Raw genomic sequence first — 21,265 nt, 5'->3', positions numbered from 1 at the left:
TCTGACAATTGTGATTGTCGCAGGTCGTAAGCTGTGTGGCGTGACTGATGACCTGCGCGACCAGGTACACGCGGCAGCTCGCCGCGCCCGTGTCGCCGCCGACGAACTCGTCCTCGCCACCCGCGAGCGCAAGGACACCGCGCTCCTCGGGATGGCCACCGCGCTCCGCAAGCGCGCGCCGGAGATCATCGAGGCCAACCAGAAGGACCTCGACGCCGGCAAGGCAGCAGGTCTCCCGGACAACATCCTTGACCGCCTCACCCTGAACGAGAGCCGCATCGAGGGCGTGGCGACCGGTCTGGAAACCGTTGCGGGACTGGGCGACCCGGTCGGTCAGGTGATCACCGGCGGCATCCTGCCGAACGGTCTCGAACTCAAACAGGTCCGCGTTCCGATGGGCGTCGTCGGCATGGTCTACGAGGGCCGCCCGAACGTCACGGTCGACGCCGCCGGCCTCGCGCTGAAGTCGGGCAACGCCGCTCTGCTGCGGGGCTCCTCGACCGCGGAGAACTCCAACACCAAGCTCGTCGAAGTCCTGCGCGACGCACTCGAAAGCGTGAACCTGCCGGCCGACGCGGTGCAGCTCCTCCCGTGTCACGACCGCGCGTCCGTCACCCACCTCATCACCGCGCGCGGCCTGGTCGACCTGGTGATCCCGCGCGGCGGCTCCGGCCTCATCAACGCCGTCGTCGAGCAGGCCACGGTTCCCACGATCGAGACCGGTGTCGGCAACTGCCACGTCTACGTGGACGCGCACGCCGACCTCGACATGGCCGAGGCGATCGTCCTGAACGCCAAGACGCGGCGCACGAGCGTCTGCAACGCGGCGGAGTCCCTCCTGGTGCACAAGGACGTCGCGCACGAGTTCGTCCCGCGCATCACCAAGGCGCTGCAGCAGGAAAGCGTGACCATCCACGGCGACGAGCAGTTCGCACAGCAGGCGGATGTTGTTGAAGCCAACGACGACGACTGGGGCACCGAGTACCTGAGCCTCGACATCGCGGCGAAGGTCGTCGACTCCCTCGACGACGCGGTGAAGCACATCGCGACGTACGGCTCCGGCCACAGCGAGGCCATCGTCACGAACGACGTGGCGGCGGCGCGCAGGTTCACGGCCCGTGTGGACGCGGCGGCGGTGTTCGTCAACGCCTCCACGGCCTTCACCGACGGCGCGGAGTTCGGCATGGGCGCGGAGATCGGCATCTCCACGCAGAAGCTGCACGCACGCGGTCCGATGGGCCTAACGGAGCTGACGTCCTCTAAATGGGTCGTGTGGGGCGAAGGACACACACGCCCGAAGGCGTAGCTCCTACGTTCGGAGACATGGCTCCCACCTATCCGTTCTCCGAAGCTGACGGCCTGACCCTCGATCCGACCTATGAACGTCTACGGCGTGATGAGCCCGTCTCTCGCGTGACGTACCCGTACGGCGGCGAGGGTTGGCTCGTCACGTCGTACGAAGAGACGAAGTTCGTCCTGGGCGACCCGAGGTTCAGCCGTGCGCTGACGGTCGGCCAGGACGTGCCGCGGATGCAGCCGCTCATCGCGCCGGGCGGGTCGATCCTCACGCACGACGGCGCCGACCACGCGCGCATGCGCCGGCTGGTGTCCAAGGCGTTCACGGTGCGGCGGATCGAGGCACTGCGGCCGCGTGCCCAGCAGATCACCGACGACCTCCTCGACCGCCTGGACAACCCCGGTGACCTGGTCGAAGGCTTCAGCATGCCGTTCCCGATCACGGTCATCTGCGAGCTGCTCGGCGTGCCGTTCGAGGACCGGGACGAGTTCCGCACGTGGTCGAACCAGGTGCTGGCCACGGTCGGCGGTCACACGCCCGAAGAGGCCATGCACGGCATGATGAAGCTGCACGCCTACTTCGTCGAACTCGTAGCGAAGCGCCGTGCGCATCCCACGGACGACCTCATGGGCGCGCTTGTCGCCGCACGCGACAACGACGACCGGCTGTCCGAGGACGAACTCGTCCGGTTCGGCATCACGCTCCTCGTCGCCGGGCACGAGACCACGGCCAACATGCTCGCCAACAGCGTCATCACGCTGTTCGAACACCCGGAGGACATGAAGAGCCTCCGCGAGAACCCCGAGAAGCTGCCCAACGCCATCGAGGAACTGCTGCGGTACATCCCGCTTGGCAGCGGCGCCGGCTTCCCCCGCATCGCGACCGAGGACGTCCAGGTCGGCAACGCGCTCGTGAAGCAAGGTGACGCCTTGCTGGTGGTCGTGTCGTCGGCGAACCGTGACGAGCTGATGTACGCCAGCGGCGCCGAACTGGACCTGGAGCGTGAGGTCGGCCAGCACATGCAGTTCGGCCACGGCATCCACTTCTGCCTCGGCTCCCAGCTCGCACGGATGGAACTGCAGGTCGCGCTGGGCGCGTTGCTGCGCCGCATGCCCGGTCTGCGGCTCGCCGAGCCGGTCGAGTTCCGCAAGGGTTCGCTGGTCAGAGGCCCCTTGAGGCTCGTCGTGGCCTGGTGAGGAAAAATCTTGGGCGAACCGCGTCATGGGGGAGCGGTCCGCGCGTTCCTCCAGTGCGCGCGGCTTTGCTTCGGGGTGAGCCGCGACCCGCACGGCCCGCCCTCCCCCTGGGCCGTTCGGTGTGATCAGCACGACCGGCGTCGGGTCTCGGGAGCGGCCCGCCGCCGGTCTACGCTGTTTTGATGCGCATCGGCGTCATGGGTGGCACGTTCGATCCCATCCACCACGGCCACCTCGTGGCCGCCAGCGAGGTGCAGGCCAGGTTCGACCTGGACCGCGTGATCTTCGTGCCGACGGGTCAGCCCTGGCAGAAGGCGTCGCGGGAGGTCTCCGCCGCCGAGGACCGCTATCTGATGACGGTCATCGCCACGGCCTCCAACCCCCGGTTCTCGGTCAGCAGGGTCGACATCGACCGCGACGGCCCCACGTACACCGTGGACACGCTCACGGACCTCAAGAAGCAGTACCCGGACGCCGACCTGTTCTTCATCACCGGCGCCGACGCGCTGGAGCAGATCCTGTCGTGGAAGCGCGCGGCCGACGCGTTCGACCTGGCCCACTTCATCGGGGTCACCCGTCCGGGCTACACGCTGAACGACCGCCACCTGCCGCCGGGGTCCGTCTCGCTCGTCGAGGTCCCGGCCATGGCGATCTCCTCGACCGGCTGCCGCGCACGTACAGCCTCAGGTCAGCCCGTCTGGTACCTCGTGCCCGACGGAGTAGTCCAGTACATCGCGAAAACAGGCCTGTACTCCGAGTCGTAACCACCTTCGAGTGGATTTTGCGTGCATCCGAGCGCGCGGGGAGCAACAATCAGCGGGTTGTTGCTGGTTCGTGGAAGGCAAGACTTTGGCTACAGGCACCGTGAAGTGGTTCAACGCCGAAAAGGGCTTCGGGTTCATCGCGCCCGACGACGGCTCGGCAGACGTCTTCGTGCACTACTCGGAGATCCAGTCCAAGGGTTTCCGTTCGCTCGAGGAGAACCAGAAGGTCGAGTTCGAGGTCGGCCAGGGCCAGAAGGGGCCGCAGGCCCAGCAGGTCCGCCCGCTCTAAGCTTCGGCGCAGGTGAAGGCCACCTCAGGGCGCTGAGGTGGCCTTCGTCATGCCTGGGCGTGAAGTACCCGTTTGGCGCTCGCCGGTACCCTCAGTAACTCGTGTGGGCGTATCGACGCCCGCCGGAAGTCAGAGGAGTGACGTGGCAGCCACCGACGAGGCACGACGGCTGGCGCTGGTCGCGGCGAACGCAGCGGCAGACAAGAAGGCGCACGACGTGACGGTGCTCGACGTCTCCGACCAGCTCGTGATCACGGACGTGTTCGTGATCGCGTCCGCTCCCAACGAGCGGCAGGTCGGCGCGATCGTCGACAACATCGAGGACAAGCTGCGGGAGGCCGGCAAGAAGCCGGTGCGCCGCGAAGGGGCCCGCGAGGGCCGGTGGGTGCTGCTGGACTTCGTCGACGTCGTGGTGCACGTGCAGCACGTCGAGGAGCGCAGCTTCTACGGCCTGGAGCGGCTGTGGAAGGACTGCCCGCGCATCGAGTTCGAAGCGGACGTTCCCGCCGAATCCACGGCTGAATGAGGTAGCTGATGGCCCTGAGCCGGCTCGTGCTGTGGCGGCACGGTGAGACCGACTACAACGCGACCGGTCGTCTGCAGGGTCATCTGGACTCGGCGCTCACCGAGACCGGCTTGAACCAGGCCAGGTTCGCCGTCCCGGTGCTCGCCGGGTTCGAACCGGAGATCGTCGTGGCCTCCGACCTGCAACGCGCGCGCAACACCGCAGGGGTGTTCACGTCGTCCGCGGACGTTCCGCTGCGGATCGACGAACGGCTGCGCGAGACCCATCTGGGCAAGTGGCAGGGCCTGACCATCGCCGAGGTGGAGCAGGAGTGGCCGGGTGCCGTCGCCGTGTGGCGCACCGACCCGACCTACACGCCGCCCGACGGCGAGTCCCGCGTCGACGTGGCCGAGCGGGCCATCCAGGTCGTGCGGGAGGTCGACGCGGAGTTCTCCGAGACCGTCCTGCTGTGCGCGCACGGTGGCCTGATCAGCGCGTTGACCGGGCGGTTGCTCGACCTGCCGGTGGAGAACTGGTCGCAGCTCGGTGGCATCTCGAACTGCCACTGGACCGTGTTCACCCGCCGCAACGACCGGTGGCGGCTGTCGTCGTACAACGCGGGCACCACGCGTTGAGACTGCTCGTCCTCGGGGACTCGCTGTCGTTCTTCGGGCCTTCCGGGCCGCTGCCCGCTGATCATCCGCAGCTGTGGCACAACGTCTGTGCCTCGGCTCTGGGTGGTTCGGCGGAGCTCGCGGCCGGGTTCGGGTGGACGGCGCGGGACGCCTGGTGGGCGCTGACCGGGGATCCGCGGATCTGGTCGTTGCTGCCCCGTACGGACGTGCTGGTGTTCGCGGTGGGAAGCATGGACACGCTGCCCTCGCCGTTGCCCACGTACCTGCGCGAGGGGCTGCGTTATGTGCGGCCGGACTGGTTGCGTCGGTGGGTGCGTGCGCGTTATCAGTTCGTGCAGCCGCGGCTGGCGCCTTACACGCGCGCGTCGCTGCCTCCCGCGCTGACGGCGCGCTACCTGCGGGACATGCTGCAGTCCGTTCGGAATCTTCAGTACACGATGCCGGCGGTCGGGATCGTGCCGTCGGTGCACCGCGCGGCCACGTACGCGTACGCGCATCAGGGGCACGCGGCTGCGGTCGCGGCCGTGCGCGGGTGGGCCTCAGGTGCGGGGGTGCCGTTGCTGGATCTCCCCGCGGTGATCGGGGAGCACGTGCGCTCCGGTGCCGGGAACCCGGACGGGATGCACTGGGGCTGGGAAGGGCACGAGCTCGTGGGCAAGGCGATGGCCGAACTCATCTCGTCCGTGGCGTTGAGTCCCTCGGAGGAGTGAGCCACGTAGGCTCGTCGCTCGTGCGCATCTCCATCGTCACCGACTCCACGGCATATCTGCCCGAGGGGTTCGCGAAGCGCCATGCGATCACCGTGGTGCCGCTGCACGTGGCGGTGGACGGTGCCGGACGCCTCGACGGCGTCGACTTCGGTCCCTTCGAGTTGGCCGGCGCTCTCGCCGAGCACCGCCGGGTGACCACGTCGCGGCCTACTCCCAGTGAGATGGCCGACGTCTACCGCGAGGCGTTGTCCACGTCGGACGAGGTCGTGTCCGTGCATCTCTCCCGTGAGCTGTCCGGGACGTGGGAGGCCGCACGGCTGGCGGCCGAGGAGGTCGATCCGTCCCGGATCCGCGTGGTCGACTCGCGGTCGACGGGGATGGGGCTCGGCTTCTCGGTGTTGCGCGCCTGCGCGGCCGTGACCGCAGGACACTCCTCCGCCGAGGTGGAAGCCGCCGCCGCGGCAGCCGCTGCCGAGACGCGGATGTTCTTCTGCCTCGAAACGCTGGAGCACCTGCGCCGAGGCGGCCGGATCGGCACGGCGGCGGCGCTGGTGGGGACCGCGCTGGCCGTGAAACCGTTGCTGCACATGGACGACGGCCGGATCGTGCCGCTGGAGAAGGTCCGCACGATGGGCCGCGCGGTGGGCCGTCTGGTCGACCTGGCGGCGGCCGCGGCGGGCGACGGTCCCGTCGGACTGGCCGTGCACCACCTGGCCGCCCCCGAACGCGCCGCGGAACTGGCGACCCGCCTGGACGAACGCCTGCCGGGCTCGACGGGATGCGTGATCTCGGAGGTGGGCGCGGTGATCGGCGCGCACACGGGCCCAGGCGTGCTGGGCGTCGTGGTGCTGCCAGGAGGACCGGACAGCCTCCCACACACCCCCGACAATTCCCCGCCCCAGAACGCCGAGTGATCGCGACCTGTCCACAACCCGCGAGTAATCCACAGACCCGGAGCCGACCCCACCTCCCCACCCACCCCGCTCCGTAACGTCGCTCGCATGTTCCCCCGCCCCCAGCCGGACCCCCTCCCGACCGAACGCCTGGCAGCCCTGGCCGACAAGGTGCGAGCCGACCCGACCCTGGTCTACGCGCGGTCGGAGGACTCGGACGAACACGGCCCACCCCGCCGCCGCTTCTCCCTGCCGCGCCTCCCACGCCGAGGCCTGCTAGCACTGGGCGTGGCCGTGGCGTGCGCGGTGATAGGCCTGGGCAGCTGGTGGCAGAGCCCCGCCGCCGAACCCGCCCCGGACCTGGCGCTGGTGAGCACCTCGGCCCCGGCCCCAGAACTGGTCGTGAACGTCATCGGCGAAGTGGCCACCCCAGGCCTGGTCACGGCAACGTCCGGCGCCAGGGTGGCCGACGCCATCACCCTGGCAGGCGGCATGAAGCCGGGCACGGACCTCCACAACCTGAACCTGGCCCGCAAACTAACCGACGGCGAGCAGATAGCGGTGGGCATCCCACCCCCACCACAGATGGGCGCGGCCCAACCAGGCGCCCCCCAGCCGAAGCTGAACCTGAACTCCGCCACCCCGACAGAGCTGGACGCCCTCCCAGGCGTGGGCCCGGTGACGGCTCAGCGAATCGTCGACCACCGCACCCGCAAGGGCCCCTTCACCTCGGTGGACCAACTCCGAGACGTGGAAGGCATAGGCGAGTCGAAACTCGCCCGCCTGGCCGACCTGGTCCACACATGACAGCCGCCGCCACCACAAGAGCCGCAGCCCTCTACCACCGAACCAGGGCCCAGTACCGCCTCTTGACTCGCAACACCCAGCTCCCAGCCGACCACAACAACCTAACCCGCCCCCTAACCCTCACCTTCGCGCTACACCACCCCCAAACCAGCCCCCGCCGCACGCGCCGCCGCCCACTGACCAGGGCCCTCCGCCACCTCCTGGCCGCAGCCTTCCCACCACCCCCAACGACACCACCGCACCCCACCCCAGCGCCTCCGCTGGCGCCACCGCACCCAGCCTCACCACCCTCGGCGGCGCCACAGCACCCAGCCCCGCTGCTCCTCACACAGCGCCCCTGCCGCTTCTGCCAAGCAACAGAACCGCACGGCACCCACGCTTCTCACCACTAGCCCGGCCGCCGATTAACCTCCGCCCGCCCTCCCGCCGCTGCGCCACATCCCTGCCTCCCCAGCCAACCCACCCACCCACCCACCTGCCAGTTCGCCCGTCCACCCACCCACTCAGACGCCTCCAGGCAGCTCACCTAACCCCTGCCTCCACCCCTGCCCCCGCCCACACCACTGCTCCCTCTCAGCCCGGCTGCCCCGCGCTCTCCTCCCGGCTCCATCCCTCCCAGCCCGCCTCGCGGCTCTGCCCCAGCCGCCCACCCACCCTGCAACTCCCCGCCTCGCTCTGCCCGCGCCCAGCCCTGCCCCCGCGCCCCTGCCCCGCGCCCCGCCCTGCCCCCCGCGGCCCTTCCCGCCCCGCCGCTCCCCGCCCTGCCCCAGTGGCCCGCTGCACCCCGCAACTCCCGCCCCGCAACCTCCCGCCCCTCTCACCGATCGGACCCACCCATGCCGTCCGTCCGCATCACCACCACACCCCGCCACCCCCGCATCGACACCACCTGGCACCACCCATCAGCCAGGCGCCCCCAAATCCAGCCACCCCCACACCGCCCCCACCGCCCGAAGCTGCCCCAACCCCGCCAAGGCAGCCCCACCCCTGACCCAAGCCCTACCCGTGACCCAAGCCCTACCCGTGACCCGAGCCCCACCACCCCAAGCAGGCCCGGATGCCCCGCAAACACCCGATAGCCCACGACTACCGCCTGGTCCCAGCAGCCGCCGCAGTCTGGACGACAGCCGTGGCAGGCCTCTTCCTGAACTGGCAGGCGGCAGCGATCACCGGCCTCGCAGCAGGACTGATCGGCCTGACAGCCTGGCGAAAGGCCTGGTGGACCAGGACCTGCGCGATAGCCCTCCTGATCTCCGGCCCGGTGGCGGCGGCCTGGGTGGGCGGCCACGTCCTGAGGGCCGAATCCCACCCGCTCCGCCTCGCCGCGAACGAAGGCCGCAGCACCACCCTCACCGTCGAACTCACCACAAGACCGAAAGGAATCCGCGCCGCCGGCTTCGGCGGCACCCAGGCGGGTGTGGAGAACGTCGTGATCAGAGCGACGGCGGACGGCGCCCAACTGGTGCTCCTGACCCCGGCGGACAAGTGGCGGGATCTGTTGCCAGGCCAGAAGGTCACGGTCAAGGGCACCCTCGCCCCACCGAGGGGCGGAGACCTGGCGTCGGCGTTGCTCCGAGTTCGGGGTCCGCCGCAGAACCCACAGCCGCCACCGGTCTGGCAGACCTGGGCCGACAAGCACCGCGACGGCCTCAGACAAGCCAGTGCGGTGCTGGACGACGAAGAAGCCGGACTCCTGCCCGCACTGGTGGTGGGCGACACCGAGCAGATGGTGCCGCGCATCGTCGAGGAGTTCCGGACGGCCGGGCTTGCTCACCTGCTTGCGGTGAGCGGCGCGAATCTAGCCATCGTGTGTGGCGCGGTCTACCTCCTGACGAGGCGTCTCGGGCCACGTCCGGCGGCCGGTGCGGCACTTCTCGCGCTGATCGGGTTCGTCGTTCTGGCCGGGCCTGAGCCGAGCGTGCTCAGGGCGGCGGTCATGGGCGCCGTCGCGTTGCTGGCGTTGGTGGTGGGGCGGCAGCGGTCCGCGGTGCCGAGTCTTGCGACTGCGGTGCTCGTCCTGGTGCTGCACGATCCGGCGCTGGGTGGTGATCCCGGGTTCGCGTTGTCCGTGGTGGCGACGGCCGCGTTGGTGCTCGTTGCGCCGAAGTGGGCGCGGGCGCTGAAGAAACGTGGTGTGCCGAACGGGGTTGCCGAGGCGATCGTCGTGCCGATGGCCGCGAGTCTGGCCACGGCGCCGGTGGTGGCCGGGTTGTCCGGGCAGGTGAGCCTCGTGTCGGTGGTGGCGAACCTGGTCGCCGGGCCTGTGGTCGCGCCGGCGACGGTGCTGGGTGTGGTGGCGGCTGCTGTCGCGCCGATCTCGCCTCAGGTGGCCGAGGTCGTCACCCACGTCGCCGGGCCCGCGGTGGGCTGGCTGGTCGTGGTCGGGCGGCAGGCGTCGGCCGTGCCCGGTGCGGCGGTCGGCTGGCCGGACGGCTGGGTCGGGGCGATCGCGCTGACCGCGGTCACCGTCCTGATCGTGTTGTTGTTGCGGTTCAAGAAGACGCGCACGTTGGTCGTCGCGGTGCTCGTCGGCGGGTTCGTGGTGCTGGTGCCGCTGAGAGTGGTGTCGCCGGTGTGGCCGCCCGACGGGTGGAAGGTCGTCAGCTGTGACGTGGGGCAGGGCGATGCCCTGGTCCTCGCGACCGACGATGCCGAGACGGCGGTGCTGGTCGACACCGGGCCCGATCCCGGTGCCGTTGACCGGTGCCTGAAGACGTTGGGAATCAAGAGGATTCCGCTGGTGGTGCTGACGCATCTGCACGCGGATCACGTCGGCGGGCTCGACGCCGTGCTCACCGGGCGTGCGGTGGGGGCGGTCGCGGTCGGGCCGCTCAAGGAGCCCGCGTGGGCGTGGAGGGAGGTCAGCAGACGGGCGCGCGCCCACGGCGTGCGGGTCGTGGAGCCGAAGGCGGGCGAGCGGTTCGCCTTGCCAGGACTGGAATTGGAGGTGATGGGACCGAGGCGGCCGCCGGTCGCCGAGGACGAGAACACGACGGTGAACGACTACTCGCTCGTGCTCAGAGCGCACACGAGGGCAGGCCGGGTGTTGCTCACCGGCGACGTCGAACTGGCCGGCCAGGCGGCGTTGCTGGGGGAGCGGGACCTGAAGGCCGAGGTGCTCAAAGTGCCGCACCACGGGTCGCGGTACTCGTTGCCCGCGTTTCTCGAGGCCGTGCGGCCGCGGGTGGCGCTGGTGAGCGTCGGCACGGGCAACAGGTACGGGCACCCGAGCCAGCACGTCATCGACGTGTTGCGGGCGGGAGGCGCGTTGGTGTTGCGCACGGACAAGGACGGCGACCTGGCGGTCCTGCCGGGAAACCGAATCGTACGAAGGAGAAGAGATGGTCTGGGTCAGGTTGTTCAACGCGCGCTACCCGATCGCCGGCGGTACGCCAGGTCTCGCGTGGGCGTTGTGGCAGACGAACTACTCGGCGACGCCGTGGCCGCACGACGAGCTCAAACCCGATTTCGGTTACTACATCTGCGAAACGCTCGACGACGGCACCCGAGCCGTCACGTACAGGGCGACGACCACGCACGTACTGCCGCCGACGAAGGCCGAGTCGCCGGAGGAGGCGTACGACCTCGCCGCGGAGCACGTGTTCGACGACGGCCTGAGGATCGCGCCGGACGTCTGGCACGACTACCACTACAACGCGCTCAAGGCGGAAGCCCCGTGGCCGCAACGGATCGTGGCGTGGCGCGCGACCGTGGAGCAGGTCGGGCCGCACGTGGTCGATGGCCTGCTGCGCTTCCCGCGCACCGGCTGGCTCAAGACGGACGCGATCGCCTTGTGAGGCAACGCGTTCAGGGCCGACACGACGCGGCTCGGGGACGCGCGTGCGTCCCCGAGCCGGAAGGAGGAGGTGGTGCCGTGATCTAGCCCAGCGCTGATCTAGCCCAGTGCCTATCTAGCCCAGAGCCTTGATGACGGCCTCGGCCGACGGCGGGACCGTCGCGCGCGGGCCGACCGTGTCGCCGAGTGCGTCGAGGGTCTTGAGGCCGTCGCCGGTGATGAGCAGCACGGTCTCGCCGTCGGGGTCGAGCTGGCCCGTCTCGATCAGCTTCTTCGCCGTCGCGACGGTCACGCCGCCGGCGGTCTCGGCGAAGATGCCCTCGGTGCGGGCGAGGAGCTTGATGCCCTCGACGACCTCTTCGTCGGTGACGTCCTCGATGGCGCCGTTGGTGCGGCGCACCGCGTCGAGCACGTACGGGCCGTCGGCCGGGGCGCCGATCGCCAGCGAACGGGCGATCGTGTCAGGGCGGACCGGGCGGATGACGTCGTGGCCCGCCTTGAAGGCGGCCGAGATCGGGGAGCAGCCGGTGGCCTGCGCGCCGAACACCTTGTACGGCGAGGCTTCCACGAGGTCGAGCTGGCCGAGTTCGCGGAACGCCTTGTCGACCTTGGTGAGCTGCGAGCCGGACGCGATCGGCACGACGATCTGGTCGGGCAGGCGCCAGCCGAGCTGCTCGGCGACCTCGTAGCCGAGGGTCTTGGAGCCTTCCGCGTAGTACGGGCGGACGTTGACGTTCACGAACGCCCAGTCCTCGTTCTCCGCGGCGAGCTCCTGGGCGAGGCGGTTGACGTCGTCGTAGTTGCCGTCGACGGCGATCAGGGCGCCTTCGTACACCGCGCTCATGAGGATCTTGGCGCGTTCGAGGTTGGAGGGGACGAGCACGACGGACTTCCAGCCGGCGCGGGCTGCGGCCGCGGCGACGGCGTTGGCCAGGTTGCCGGTGGACGGGCAGGCCAGCACCTTGAAGCCGAGTTCGCGGGCGGCGGCGAGCGCCACGCCGACCACGCGGTCCTTGAAGGAGTGCGTGGGGTTGCCGGTGTCGTCCTTCACCCAGACCTTGCGGACACCCAGGGCCTTGGCGAGGTTGTGGGCCTCGACCAGGCGGGTGCCGCCGGGGTCTGTGTTCGGGTGCTGTTCCACAGTGGACGGAACGGGGAGCAGGCCGCGGTAGCGCCAGATGGACCGGGGGCCGGCTTCGATGTCCTCGCGCCGGATCTTCCCGAAGTCGTAGGCCACTTCCAGCGGCCCGAAACACTCGAGACAGGCGTATTCAGGAGCGAGAGGGGTTTCATTGCCACACTCACGGCACAACAGCGCGCGGGCCGGGCCGAGGTCGAACTGGGTGCTCGTGGGCACAGTGACAGCAGTCATCGCGAGGTATCTCCTCATCTTTCCCGCGAAATCGAACGGGTCGGAATTGGCACCGTGATCGTCTGCGCTCAGATGCGTCCACAGGTATGTGCACACAGCGCTGACGCCGGTTGCCGGGGCTTCTTCGGGCCGATCCCTCTGCCCCTCTGGATGAGCGGTGTTCAGTTGTGGCCACCAACCTACGGCATCTGTCGGTTGCAGAGCCACAGACGCCCACGATCCGAGACGTGGGAGGATGCCGTTCGTGAGCGCACCGGAGTCACTGCACCTCGTCGTCGGTGAAGAGGAACTGCTGGTCGAACGGGCTGTTCGAGCGGCTCTGGAGGCCGCGCGGAAGGTCGATCCGACCGCCGACCTGACCCGCGTCCCGGTGACTGATCTCACCCCTCCCGAGCTCGCCGAACTGGTGAGTCCGTCGCTGTTCGCGGAGGGTCGCGTGATCGTCCTGCAGAACGGGCAGGACATCGGCAAGGAGGTCGCCGACACGGTGCTCTCCTACGTCAAGGCGCCCGCGGACGGGGTCACGCTCGTCGTCCTGCACACGGGCGGTGGGCGCAGCAAGGCGGCGAAGGACCTGCCGGGGCAGCTGAAGAAGGCCGGTGCCGCGGTCACCGAGTGCGCCAAGGTCACCAAGCCAGCCGAGCGCGAGGCGTTCGTGCGCAACGAGGTTCGGCAGGCGGGCGGGAAGATCGACCCGGAGGCCGTCGCCACGCTCATCGACGCCGTCGGCACGAACCTGCGCGAGCTCTCCGCGGCGGCGTCGCAGCTCGTGTCCGACACCGATGGCAAGGTGACGGTCGAGGAGATCCGCCGCTACCACCAGGGCAAGGCGGAGGTGACGGGGTTCGCCGTGGCGGAGAAGGCCGTCGTCGGGGACAGGGCGGGCGCCATGGAGGCGTTGCGCTGGGCCATGCAGCTCGGCGTGCCGCACGTGCTGGTCGCGGACGCGCTGGCGGACGCGGTGCGCACGATCGCACGGGTGTCCGCCGTTGGCCGTGCCGATCCGTTCAGCCTGGCAGGGCCGCTCGGCATGCCGCCGTGGAAGATCAAGAAGGCGCAGGCGCAGGCCCGCGGCTGGGACCAGTCGGGTCTCGCCGACGCGATGCAGGTGGTCGCGGGGCTCAACGCGGACGTGAAGGGCGTGGCGGCCGACGCCGACTACGCGCTGGAACGCGCCGTGCTCCGGATCGTGGCCGCGCACAGCCGTCGTTAGGTCATGGCCTGGGAATCCCGATCAGGTACTGGGCGCCCGTGAAGCCGCGTTCGACACCGATGGTCCAGGTGAACGTGTCGGTGTCGGTCAGGCCGTCCACGAGCTGTTGCAGTTCCGCGCGCCCGTACATGCGCAGGAACGACACGACGCTGTCCCAGAACATCATGAACGGCAGCACCGGCACGAGGTACGTCAGCGCGAGCCGCAGCAGGTAGCGGGGGAGCGGGTTGCGCTGGAACGGTGCGGCCAGCAGCACGGCGAGCGTGAGGAAGAACGGGAAGACCAGCACGTAGAGCCACGACCGTTTGGTGTCCACGACCACGAGAGGCTGCCGGGTGTCGACGGCGTTCTGCAGCATGCGCGTGGCCAGCGCGGGCGGGAAGTGGTGGAAGGCGCCGTAGATCGTCCGCGTTCCCTCCACCCGGCAGTCCGTGGCGTCGACCGGCGACGGCACGTGGTCCACCGAACAGCAGGAGGGCAGCCGCCGCCTGTTGGAAGCGGCGACGCGGTCGAACGCGTGCACGTTCGGCACCAGGTCCGTCAGCGTGACCTGGGTGTGGACGCCCGAGGCGTGCAGCCGTCGCTGGATCAGCGGCACCGGGCCGCCCGAGCCCGAGCAGAGGTCGACGATCCGGTGGTCCGCGCCTGATCGCAGTGCCAGCTCCAACGGGCGCGCGTACTCGCGGGCGGCGTCGGTGAGCCGGTAGATGGTCAGGATCGACTCGGTGTGCAGGGTCCGCAGCACGGGCGGGGTGCCGTCGAGGTCGTGCAGCTCGAAGAAGTCGAGGCGCGGCAGCGATTCCATGAGGTCTACGCCTACACCAGAGACGCGAAAAGGGCCCCACCTCCCGGAGGAAGTGGAGCCCTTTCGCAGAAGTGCAGAAGCTCGAAGCTCCGCGTGCGAGATCAGCCCTCGAGGGAGTTCGCGCGCAGCGCCATCGCCGACTTCTTGTTGGCGGCCTGGTTGGCGTGGATGACGCCCTTGCTGGCGGCCTTGTCGAGCTTGCGGGACGCGTCCTGCAGCAGCTCCAGGGCCTTCGCCTTGTCGCCGGCCTCGGCAGCCTCGCGGAACTTGCGGATGGCCGTCTTCAGGGACGACTTGACCGACTTGTTGCGAAGGCGGGCCTTCTCGTTGGTCTTGATCCGCTTGAGCTGGGACTTGATGTTCGCCATGCGACATCACCCTTCTTGTCGAAACCGGGGTTCGTGACGCGCTTGGTCGGCGCCGGCCACGAGGGCCGGGTCTCCTCCACGGCGGAGAGCCGCGCGTTCACGACGACGAAGGATATCAGGCCAGCTCAGCGCACCGTGAAGGCGGCCTTGTCGGCACCCACCACGGCCTCGTAGCCGCCACGGGTGACCTCGCGGCGTCCGTCCCCGTCCACGTCGCCGACGGTCAGGGCCAGCTGCGAGAGCTTGAACGACACCTCGACCTGCTTCGACTGTCCCGCAGCGAGTTCCACGCGGGTGAAGCCCACCAGACGGGCGTCCGGGGTCAGCACCGGCGAGGCCGGCTGACGCACGTAGACCGGCACCACGGCCGTGCCCGTACGCCCTCCGGTGTTCGCCACGGTGAACTTCACCACCCCGTTCGAACGGTCCACCGACACCGACGGTCCCGAGGTCGTGAACGACGTGTAGGACAGCCCGTGCCCGAACGCGTAGAGCGGGTCGTACTTCGCTCCGGCCGAGGTGTTCGCGCCCGGCAGTTGGTCGTAGGTCAGCGTTGGGTCGCCCAGCGCCCGTGGCCACGAGATCGGCAGCTTGCCGCTCGGGTTCACCGCACCGAACAGCACGTCGGCGATCGCCCTGCCGCCCTCGCTGCCCGGCAACCAGCCCGCGACCAGCGCGTTCGCGTCCGCCGCAGCACCGAGCACCTGCGGACGCGCGGTCAGCAGCACCACGACCACCGGCTTGCCGGTCGCCTGCACCGCGTCCACCCACGCCTGCTGCTCGGCCGTCAGCACCGGGTTCTCCGTGTCCGCGGGACCCTCCGCACCGGGCTTCTCGCCCAGCACGACGACCACAGCGTCCGCACCCGCCGCCTCGGACACCGCCGCGGCCTGGGTCGGAGCGTGCACCACGGACGCACCAGGAACGGCCTCGCGCACCCCCGTCAGCACGGTCGCGGTGGGCGGCAACGGCGAGTCGTCCGGCACGCCCTGCCACTCGACGGTCCAGCCGCCGAGCTGACGACGCACGTCGTCCGCCGTCTCACCGGTCACGACGATCTTCTTGGCACCGGCCGACAACGGCAGCACACCGTCGTTCTTCAGCAGCACGGTTCCTTCGGCCGCCGCCTGACGCGCCAGGTCCCGGTCCACGCCCACCACGTTGCCGTCGGCCTTCGCCGGGTCCACGTACGGCTTCTCGAACAGCCCGAGGTCGAACTTGAGCGTCAGCACCCGCCGCACGGCCTGGTCGATCCGCCCGCGCGACACCGAGCCGTCACGCACGTTCGCCAGCAACAGGGACGTGAACTCGGCCGCGTTCGACGGCTCCATCGCCATGTCCACACCGGCGTTGACGCTCATCGCGATCGCCGTCTTGTAGTCGGGCGCGACCTTGTGCCGGTCCACCAGGTACCGCATGTCCTGCCAGTCCGAGACCGCCACGCCTTTGAACCCCATGCGGTCGCGCAACTGCGTCTGCAGCATGTACTTCGACGCGTGCACCGGCACGCCGTTCAAAGAGCCGGAATTGATCATCACCGTGCGCACGCCCGCGTCGAACTGCGCCTGGAACGACGGCAGCACGAGGTCCTGCAGCTGCCGGATCGGGATCTGCGCCGCCGCCCGGTCGTGCCCGTTCGAAGGCGCCGAGTACCCCGCGAAGTGCTTGGCGGTCGCGGTCAGCTGCGCCGTGTCGTCCACCTTGGACTGCTGCCCGCGCACGTTCGCCGCCGCCAGCTGCCCGGACAGGAACGGGTCCTCGCTGTAGGTCTCGTAGTAACGGCCCCACCGCGTGTCCCGCGCTATGTCCGAGACGGGTGCGAAATTCCAAAAGACACCTGTAGCGCGCAACGCCTTCGACGCGGACACCCCGATCTTCTCCTGCAACGAGGGGTCCCACGTCGCACCGAGCCCGATCTGGTGCGGGAACATCGTCGCGGAGATGACGTTGTTGTGCCCGTGCACGCCGTCCGACCCGTAGATGATCGGGATCTTCAACCTGTTCTTCTCCAACGCATAGCGCTGGATGGCGTTGTTCATCTCGGCCCACGCCCTGGGCGTGTTCTCGACCGGTGAGTCACCACCGCCGGACAGGATCGAACCGACAAAAGCGTCCGAGAGGACGGCCTTCAGACACGAGTCCACCAACGGCCCGTTGACGTTGTTGCAGTCACCGCGCAGCTTCCCCACGCGGATCTGGGCCATCTGCCCGACCTTCTCCTCGACCGTCATCCGCCGGAGCAGGTCCTCGACCCGCCGTTCCGTCGACGCCCGGCTGTCCAGGTAGAGCTCCTTGCCGGCCGCCAGACCACCGGCCGGTGTCAGCGACGCGATCACCACAGCGACGCCCAGCACGCCGAGACCGGCGCGTTTGCGGGAGAACAAAGACAAGACTCCTCCACGTTCCCGGTGCGCCCGCCGCACACCATCGCGTGGGGGAGTGAGAAGAGCACACCTCCGAACGGAGGAACTCACTGCAAGCGTTTTCATGCTGGTGAAACGCCTGATCAGCCACCTGCGCCGAAAGGAGGAAAAATGGCCGGCATGACACTGCCCGCCCTACCCGAGGAGTCGTTCACACGGGTGCTCTGCGTCGTCGCGCACCCCGACGACATGGAGTACGGCTCGTCCGCTGCGGTCGCCCGCTGGACCGCCAAAGGCATCGAGGTCGGCTATCTCCTGCTGACCCGAGGCGAGGCCGGGATGCCGAACCCGCCGGAGGAGACCGCCCGGCTGCGCGTCGCCGAGCAACAGGCAGCGTGCGCCGTCGTCGGCGTCGAGCACCTGACCGTTCTCGAACACCCTGACGGAGTCCTGGTCTACGGCCTCGACCTGCGCCGCGACATCTGCCGCGAGATCCGCCGGTTCAGGCCCGACGTCGTGCTCGGCGGCGCGTTCCAGGTCGAGACGCCCTGGGGCTTCGACCAGGCCGACCACCGCGCGGCCGGCCTCGCGACCCTCGACGCGCTGCGCGACGCGGGCAACCGCTGGGTCTTCCCCGAGCAGGTCGACGAGGGTCTCGAACCGCACTCCCCGCGCTGGTACCTCACGACCGCGATGGGCTCGGGCGCGACCCACGGCGTCGACGTGACGGGGGAGCCGCTGAGGCGTGGCGTGGCCTCGCTCGAAGCGCACGCCGCGTACCTCGCCGCGTTGCCGGGGCATCCCGCGCCCGCGGACTTCATCCCGAAGTTCACCGCCATGAGCGGCGAGGCCATGGGGGTCGAGCACGCCGTGCTCTTCCGCGCCCACGACCTCCAGGCACCACCGGAGCTCTAGGACTGGTCGCCGTCGGGGTTCTTCGGCGGTCTGCCGCGGCGAGGCATCTTCTTCGCCTCGCCGGGCAGCCGGCCCGCCTCCGCCAGCGCACGCCGCAGCAGGAACTCGATCTGCGCGTTGGTGCTGCGCAGCTCGTCGTTCGCCCACCTGCTCAACGCGTCGTGCACCGCCGGATCAAGCCTGAGCAGAACGCTTTTGCGATCAGCCATCAGGTGTACAGCGAACCGGTGTTCACCACGGGCTGAGTGGAACGGTCACCGCACAGGACGACGAGCAGGTTCGAGACCATCGCCGCCTTGCGCTCCTCGTCGAGCTCGACGACCTCGTGCGCGGCGAGCCGCTCCAGTGCGAGCTCGACCATGCCGACGGCACCCTCGACGATCCGGGTCCGCGCCGCCACGACCGCGCCCGCCTGCTGCCGCTGCAACATGGCGTGGGCGATCTCCGGCGCGTATGCGAGGTGCGTGAGCCGTGACTCGATCACCTTCACGCCCGCGGACTGCACGCGTGCCGCGATCTCGATCGCCAGCGTCTCGGTGATCTCGTCCGCGTTCTCCCGCAGCGACAGGCCGGTCTCGGCGTGGTTGTCGTACGGGTAGCTGTTCGCGATGTGCCGCACGGCCGTCTCGGTCTGGATGCCGACGAACCGCACGAAGTCGTCGACCTCGAACCGTGCGCGCGCAGTGTCCTCGACCTGCCACACGACCACCGCGGCGATCTCGATCGGGTTGCCGTCGGCGTCGTTGACCTTCAGCGTCGCCGTCTCGTGGTTGCGGATGCGGACGGAGATCTTCTGCCTCGTGGTGAGCGGGTTCGCCCACCGCAGACCGTCCGTGCGCGACGTGCCCACGTAACGGCCGAGGAACTGCAGCACCCGCACCTCGCCGGGCGCGACGGTGAAGAGTCCCTTCCAGATCAGCGCCGCCGCCAGGAACAGCAGGACGCTGGTGATCAGCGACCCCACCGGCGCCTCTTCGGTCGCGACGGCGGAGTCGATTCCCGTGATGATCGTCCACACAGCCACCGCGAACACCGCCAACCCCAGGAAGAACATCGGCAGACCCGGCAGCTCCCGTGCGTGCTTCTCACGGACGACTGGTGCGGGCATGTGCACTGTCGCCTCGATCGTCGCGCTCATTCGGACCCCCTATCGAAGTAGTAGCTAAGTGATATCACTTTTCTCGCCGTGATCGCAAGTTACGCTGCGTCGCATGAGGGCGAAGAAGCAGCGCGTGGCCGCGTACGGGGTGTGCATCAACGAGGACGACGAGATCCTGCTCGCGCGCTGGACTGGCCCGAAGGGCAAACGTTGGATCCTCCCCGGCGGAGGCATCGACCACGGCGAGCACCCGTACGACGGGGTCGTCCGCGAGGTCGAGGAGGAGACCGGGTACGTCGCCGAGGTCGTCCGCCTGCTCGGCATCGACTCCGAGTTCCGCGAGGAGCCCGACCGCGACTACCACGCGCTTCGGATCATGTACGAGGTGCGGATCGTGGGCGGCGAGCTGCGCAACGAGGTGAACGGCTCGACCGACCTCGCCCAGTGGTTCCCGCTCGCAGACATCGGACAACTGGAGCGAGTGCCGTCGCTGGACACCGCCCTTGGTCTGTATCGGACTACCCCACCCGCCGGAATCTTGCGGTAGCTTCCCTCTTACCGCCGCCGACGACCCAACACCGGAGTTGGCGAATGATCCGATCACTGGCCGCAGTCGGCGCGGCCGCACTGCTGTCGTCCTTCGTTCACGTGCCTGCTTTCGCTGCCGTCGTCGGCGTGTCCAGCGTGTCCTCCCTGCAGGCCGCTCTCGACACCGCACGACCTGGTCAGCGCATCGTCCTCGCGAAGGGTGTGCACGCCACCGACCAGCCCGTCAAGATCACGAAGTCCGGGATCACCGTCGCCGCCGCGCACGCCGGCCGCACGGTCTTCACGCGCGGAGGCCTCGAACTGGGGGCCGTCCGAGACGTGACGATCGAGGGGTTCGTGTTCGACGGGACCAGCACGATGTCCGTCCCGGTGGAAGCGCAGGCCACGCGCATCACCCGCAACACCTACAACGGGAACAAGGACGGCGCCTCGCTCACCGTCAGCGCGGACGACGTCCAGGTCGACCACAACACGTTCTCGAACCGCAGCAACGAGGGCGTCTACCTGCAGATCACGGGTCCCGGCAGCGAGATCGCCAAGAGGACGTGGATCCACCACAACTACTTCTACAACCACAGCTTCTCCGGAGCGAACGGCGGCGAGTCGATCCGGCTCGGTTACAGCCACAAGCAGTCGAAGTCGGCGAACGCGGTCGTGGAGTTCAACCTCTTCGAGAAGGCGAACGGCGACCCGGAGGCAATCTCCGTGAAGTCCTCGGACAACACGGTCCGCTTCAACACGATCCGCGACAGCAAGGGCTACATCGTCCTGCGTCACGGCAACCGCACCACCGTCGAGGGCAACCTGCTGTTCGGCAGCGGCATCCGGTTCCACGGGAACGACCACAAGGTCTTCAACAACTACGTGCAGAACTCCGGGGACCGCGCCATCGTGTTCGGGAAGGGCTCGGAGACGGACAGCGGGCCGACCTCCACGTCGCACGACCGCCCCGACCGCGTGACGGTCGCGTTCAACACCCTCGTCGGCACGGGCGCCGTGGTCGACAGCGACACCGGTACTTACGCACCCAAGGACTGCGTGCTCGCGAACAACGTCATCCAGGGCTCGTCCTCGAAGCTCGTCGACCTGATGTCCGGCTCGACGGTCAAGTACGAGGGCAACATCGCGTGGGGCGGCACCGCCGGCATGCCGAACGGCTACCGGACCGTCGACCCGAAGCTCGTGCGTGACGCGAACGGTCTGCTGCGTCTCGCGTCGGGAAGCCCGGCGATCGACTCTTCCGCGGGCACGTACTCGTACGTGACGCGTGACTTCGACCCGCAGTCGCGTTCCGGCAAGTCTGATGTCGGAGCGGATGAGTACAGCTCTTCGTCGGTTCGGAAGCCGCTGACGAAGGCCGATGTCGGGGTCTCCGCACCCTGATGAACGCATTTGTCCTGGTAGCCGCCCATGTGGCGGCTACCAGGACCCCCCGATTTGGAGATCGAAACAGGCCCGTGTAATGTTCTCCATGTCAGAGCGAAGCGGGCCGGAAATACAGACCGGAACGGGCCTGGCCAAAAAACCGGAAGAGAAAGAGCCTCCGAGAGGCCGATTTGACACCGGGAAGCAAGACCAAATAAGCTTCAAACACAGCCCCGAGAGAAAGCCTCCGGAAACGGAGACTGGAACCGGTGAGCGCGTGTTCTTTGAGAACTCAACAGCGTGCCGAAACACAGCCAGTAATAT

General features: G+C 69.0%; 20 protein-coding genes and 1 riboswitch. Of the genes, 14 read left to right on the top strand and 6 right to left on the bottom strand.

What is annotated here, in order from left to right; translation table 11 throughout:
• The first annotated feature begins 7 nt into the window (after nucleotides 1-7).
• The 10 genes from ACFWN2_RS43260 (at nucleotide 8) to ACFWN2_RS43215 (ending at nucleotide 10,979) form a co-directional block, all read left to right on the top strand.
• A complete protein-coding gene (locus tag ACFWN2_RS43260) occupies nucleotides 8-1,306 on the top strand; it encodes a glutamate-5-semialdehyde dehydrogenase (RefSeq protein ID WP_382436546.1) in 1,299 nt (432 codons plus the stop codon).
• Nucleotides 1,307-1,323: 17 nt separating this feature from the next.
• On the top strand, nucleotides 1,324-2,493 hold the full coding sequence (locus tag ACFWN2_RS43255; RefSeq protein ID WP_382436490.1) for a cytochrome P450: 1,170 nt from the start codon (nucleotides 1,324-1,326) through the stop codon (nucleotides 2,491-2,493).
• Nucleotides 2,494-2,675: 182 nt separating this feature from the next.
• Nucleotides 2,676-3,257 carry a nicotinate-nucleotide adenylyltransferase gene (nadD, locus tag ACFWN2_RS43250; RefSeq protein WP_382436489.1) on the top strand — a complete coding sequence of 194 codons (582 nt, stop codon included), beginning with the start codon at nucleotides 2,676-2,678 and terminating at the stop codon, nucleotides 3,255-3,257.
• Between the two features lie 85 nt (nucleotides 3,258-3,342).
• On the top strand, nucleotides 3,343-3,546 hold the full coding sequence (locus ACFWN2_RS43245) for a cold-shock protein (RefSeq protein ID WP_030468099.1): 204 nt from the start codon (nucleotides 3,343-3,345) through the stop codon (nucleotides 3,544-3,546).
• A 142-nt stretch (nucleotides 3,547-3,688) separates the two neighbouring features.
• Complete coding sequence (gene rsfS / locus ACFWN2_RS43240) at nucleotides 3,689-4,072, top strand: ribosome silencing factor (protein ID WP_382436488.1); 384 nt, start codon at nucleotides 3,689-3,691, stop codon at nucleotides 4,070-4,072.
• Nucleotides 4,073-4,080: 8 nt separating this feature from the next.
• On the top strand, nucleotides 4,081-4,686 hold the full coding sequence (locus ACFWN2_RS43235) for a histidine phosphatase family protein (protein ID WP_382436487.1): 606 nt from the start codon (nucleotides 4,081-4,083) through the stop codon (nucleotides 4,684-4,686).
• Complete coding sequence (gene octT, locus ACFWN2_RS43230; RefSeq protein ID WP_382436485.1) at nucleotides 4,683-5,396, top strand: diglucosylglycerate octanoyltransferase; 714 nt, start codon at nucleotides 4,683-4,685, stop codon at nucleotides 5,394-5,396. The genes ACFWN2_RS43235 and octT overlap by 4 nt, the downstream gene beginning before the upstream one ends.
• A gap of 20 nt (nucleotides 5,397-5,416) precedes the next feature.
• On the top strand, nucleotides 5,417-6,310 hold the full coding sequence (locus ACFWN2_RS43225; protein ID WP_382436483.1) for a DegV family protein: 894 nt from the start codon (nucleotides 5,417-5,419) through the stop codon (nucleotides 6,308-6,310).
• Between the two features lie 87 nt (nucleotides 6,311-6,397).
• Nucleotides 6,398-7,096, top strand: a complete 699-nt coding sequence (locus tag ACFWN2_RS43220) for a helix-hairpin-helix domain-containing protein (protein WP_382436481.1) — start codon at nucleotides 6,398-6,400, stop codon at nucleotides 7,094-7,096.
• A gap of 1,057 nt (nucleotides 7,097-8,153) precedes the next feature.
• Nucleotides 8,154-10,979 (top strand): DNA internalization-related competence protein ComEC/Rec2, encoded by a 2,826-nt coding sequence (locus ACFWN2_RS43215; RefSeq protein WP_382436480.1) that lies wholly within the window; start codon nucleotides 8,154-8,156, stop codon nucleotides 10,977-10,979.
• Nucleotides 10,980-11,007: 28 nt separating this feature from the next.
• Here the strand turns inward: ACFWN2_RS43215 and thrC are convergent, their stop codons facing one another.
• Complete coding sequence (gene thrC, locus ACFWN2_RS43210; RefSeq protein ID WP_382436479.1) at nucleotides 11,008-12,264, bottom strand: threonine synthase; 1,257 nt, start codon at nucleotides 12,262-12,264, stop codon at nucleotides 11,008-11,010.
• A gap of 11 nt (nucleotides 12,265-12,275) precedes the next feature.
• Nucleotides 12,276-12,421, bottom strand: a riboswitch (SAM riboswitch).
• Between the two features lie 87 nt (nucleotides 12,422-12,508).
• Here thrC and holA point away from each other — a divergent pair.
• The gene (gene holA, locus ACFWN2_RS43205; RefSeq protein WP_382436478.1) at nucleotides 12,509-13,477 is read left to right on the top strand and encodes a DNA polymerase III subunit delta; all 969 of its coding nucleotides are present in this window, start codon (nucleotides 12,509-12,511) and stop codon (nucleotides 13,475-13,477) included.
• Between the two features lies 1 nt (nucleotide 13,478).
• Here holA and ACFWN2_RS43200 read toward each other — a convergent pair whose 3' ends face one another.
• From ACFWN2_RS43200 to ACFWN2_RS43190, 3 genes are all read right to left on the bottom strand, one after another.
• A complete protein-coding gene (locus ACFWN2_RS43200; protein ID WP_382436477.1) occupies nucleotides 13,479-14,282 on the bottom strand; it encodes a hypothetical protein in 804 nt (267 codons plus the stop codon).
• A 101-nt stretch (nucleotides 14,283-14,383) separates the two neighbouring features.
• Nucleotides 14,384-14,650 carry a 30S ribosomal protein S20 gene (rpsT, locus tag ACFWN2_RS43195; RefSeq protein WP_089928157.1) on the bottom strand — a complete coding sequence of 89 codons (267 nt, stop codon included), beginning with the start codon at nucleotides 14,648-14,650 and terminating at the stop codon, nucleotides 14,384-14,386.
• A gap of 125 nt (nucleotides 14,651-14,775) precedes the next feature.
• Nucleotides 14,776-17,040: a glycoside hydrolase family 3 N-terminal domain-containing protein gene (locus tag ACFWN2_RS43190; RefSeq protein WP_382436475.1), complete on the bottom strand. Its 2,265-nt coding sequence runs from the start codon at nucleotides 17,038-17,040 to the stop codon at nucleotides 14,776-14,778.
• A 144-nt stretch (nucleotides 17,041-17,184) separates the two neighbouring features.
• On the opposite strand from ACFWN2_RS43190, the gene ACFWN2_RS43185 reads away from it, so the two are divergent.
• The gene (locus tag ACFWN2_RS43185) at nucleotides 17,185-17,928 is read left to right on the top strand and encodes a PIG-L deacetylase family protein (protein WP_382436474.1); all 744 of its coding nucleotides are present in this window, start codon (nucleotides 17,185-17,187) and stop codon (nucleotides 17,926-17,928) included.
• On the opposite strand, the gene ACFWN2_RS43180 is transcribed toward ACFWN2_RS43185, so the two are convergent.
• On the bottom strand, nucleotides 17,925-18,137 hold the full coding sequence (locus ACFWN2_RS43180; protein WP_382436473.1) for a hypothetical protein: 213 nt from the start codon (nucleotides 18,135-18,137) through the stop codon (nucleotides 17,925-17,927). The two genes, ACFWN2_RS43185 and ACFWN2_RS43180, sit on opposite strands and share 4 nt — an antisense overlap.
• Entirely contained in the window at nucleotides 18,137-19,066 is a 930-nt protein-coding gene (locus ACFWN2_RS43175; RefSeq protein ID WP_382436472.1) for an SPFH domain-containing protein, read from the bottom strand. Before ACFWN2_RS43175 ends, ACFWN2_RS43180 begins: the two co-directional genes overlap by 1 nt.
• A gap of 73 nt (nucleotides 19,067-19,139) precedes the next feature.
• On the opposite strand from ACFWN2_RS43175, the gene ACFWN2_RS43170 reads away from it, so the two are divergent.
• Both ACFWN2_RS43170 and ACFWN2_RS43165 read left to right on the top strand, forming a co-directional pair.
• Nucleotides 19,140-19,574 (top strand): NUDIX hydrolase, encoded by a 435-nt coding sequence (locus tag ACFWN2_RS43170; RefSeq protein WP_382436471.1) that lies wholly within the window; start codon nucleotides 19,140-19,142, stop codon nucleotides 19,572-19,574.
• 44 nt (nucleotides 19,575-19,618) lie between these two features.
• Nucleotides 19,619-20,959 carry a polysaccharide lyase 6 family protein gene (locus ACFWN2_RS43165; protein WP_382436470.1) on the top strand — a complete coding sequence of 447 codons (1,341 nt, stop codon included), beginning with the start codon at nucleotides 19,619-19,621 and terminating at the stop codon, nucleotides 20,957-20,959.
• Nucleotides 20,960-21,265 lie beyond the last annotated feature (306 nt).

It is taken from the genome of Lentzea sp. NPDC058436 (genome assembly GCF_042721515.1).
GTDB lineage: Bacteria > Actinomycetota > Actinomycetes > Mycobacteriales > Pseudonocardiaceae > Lentzea.
The sequence above is the reverse complement of the archived record's forward strand: the minus strand, read 5'-3'. Positions and strand labels throughout refer to the sequence as shown.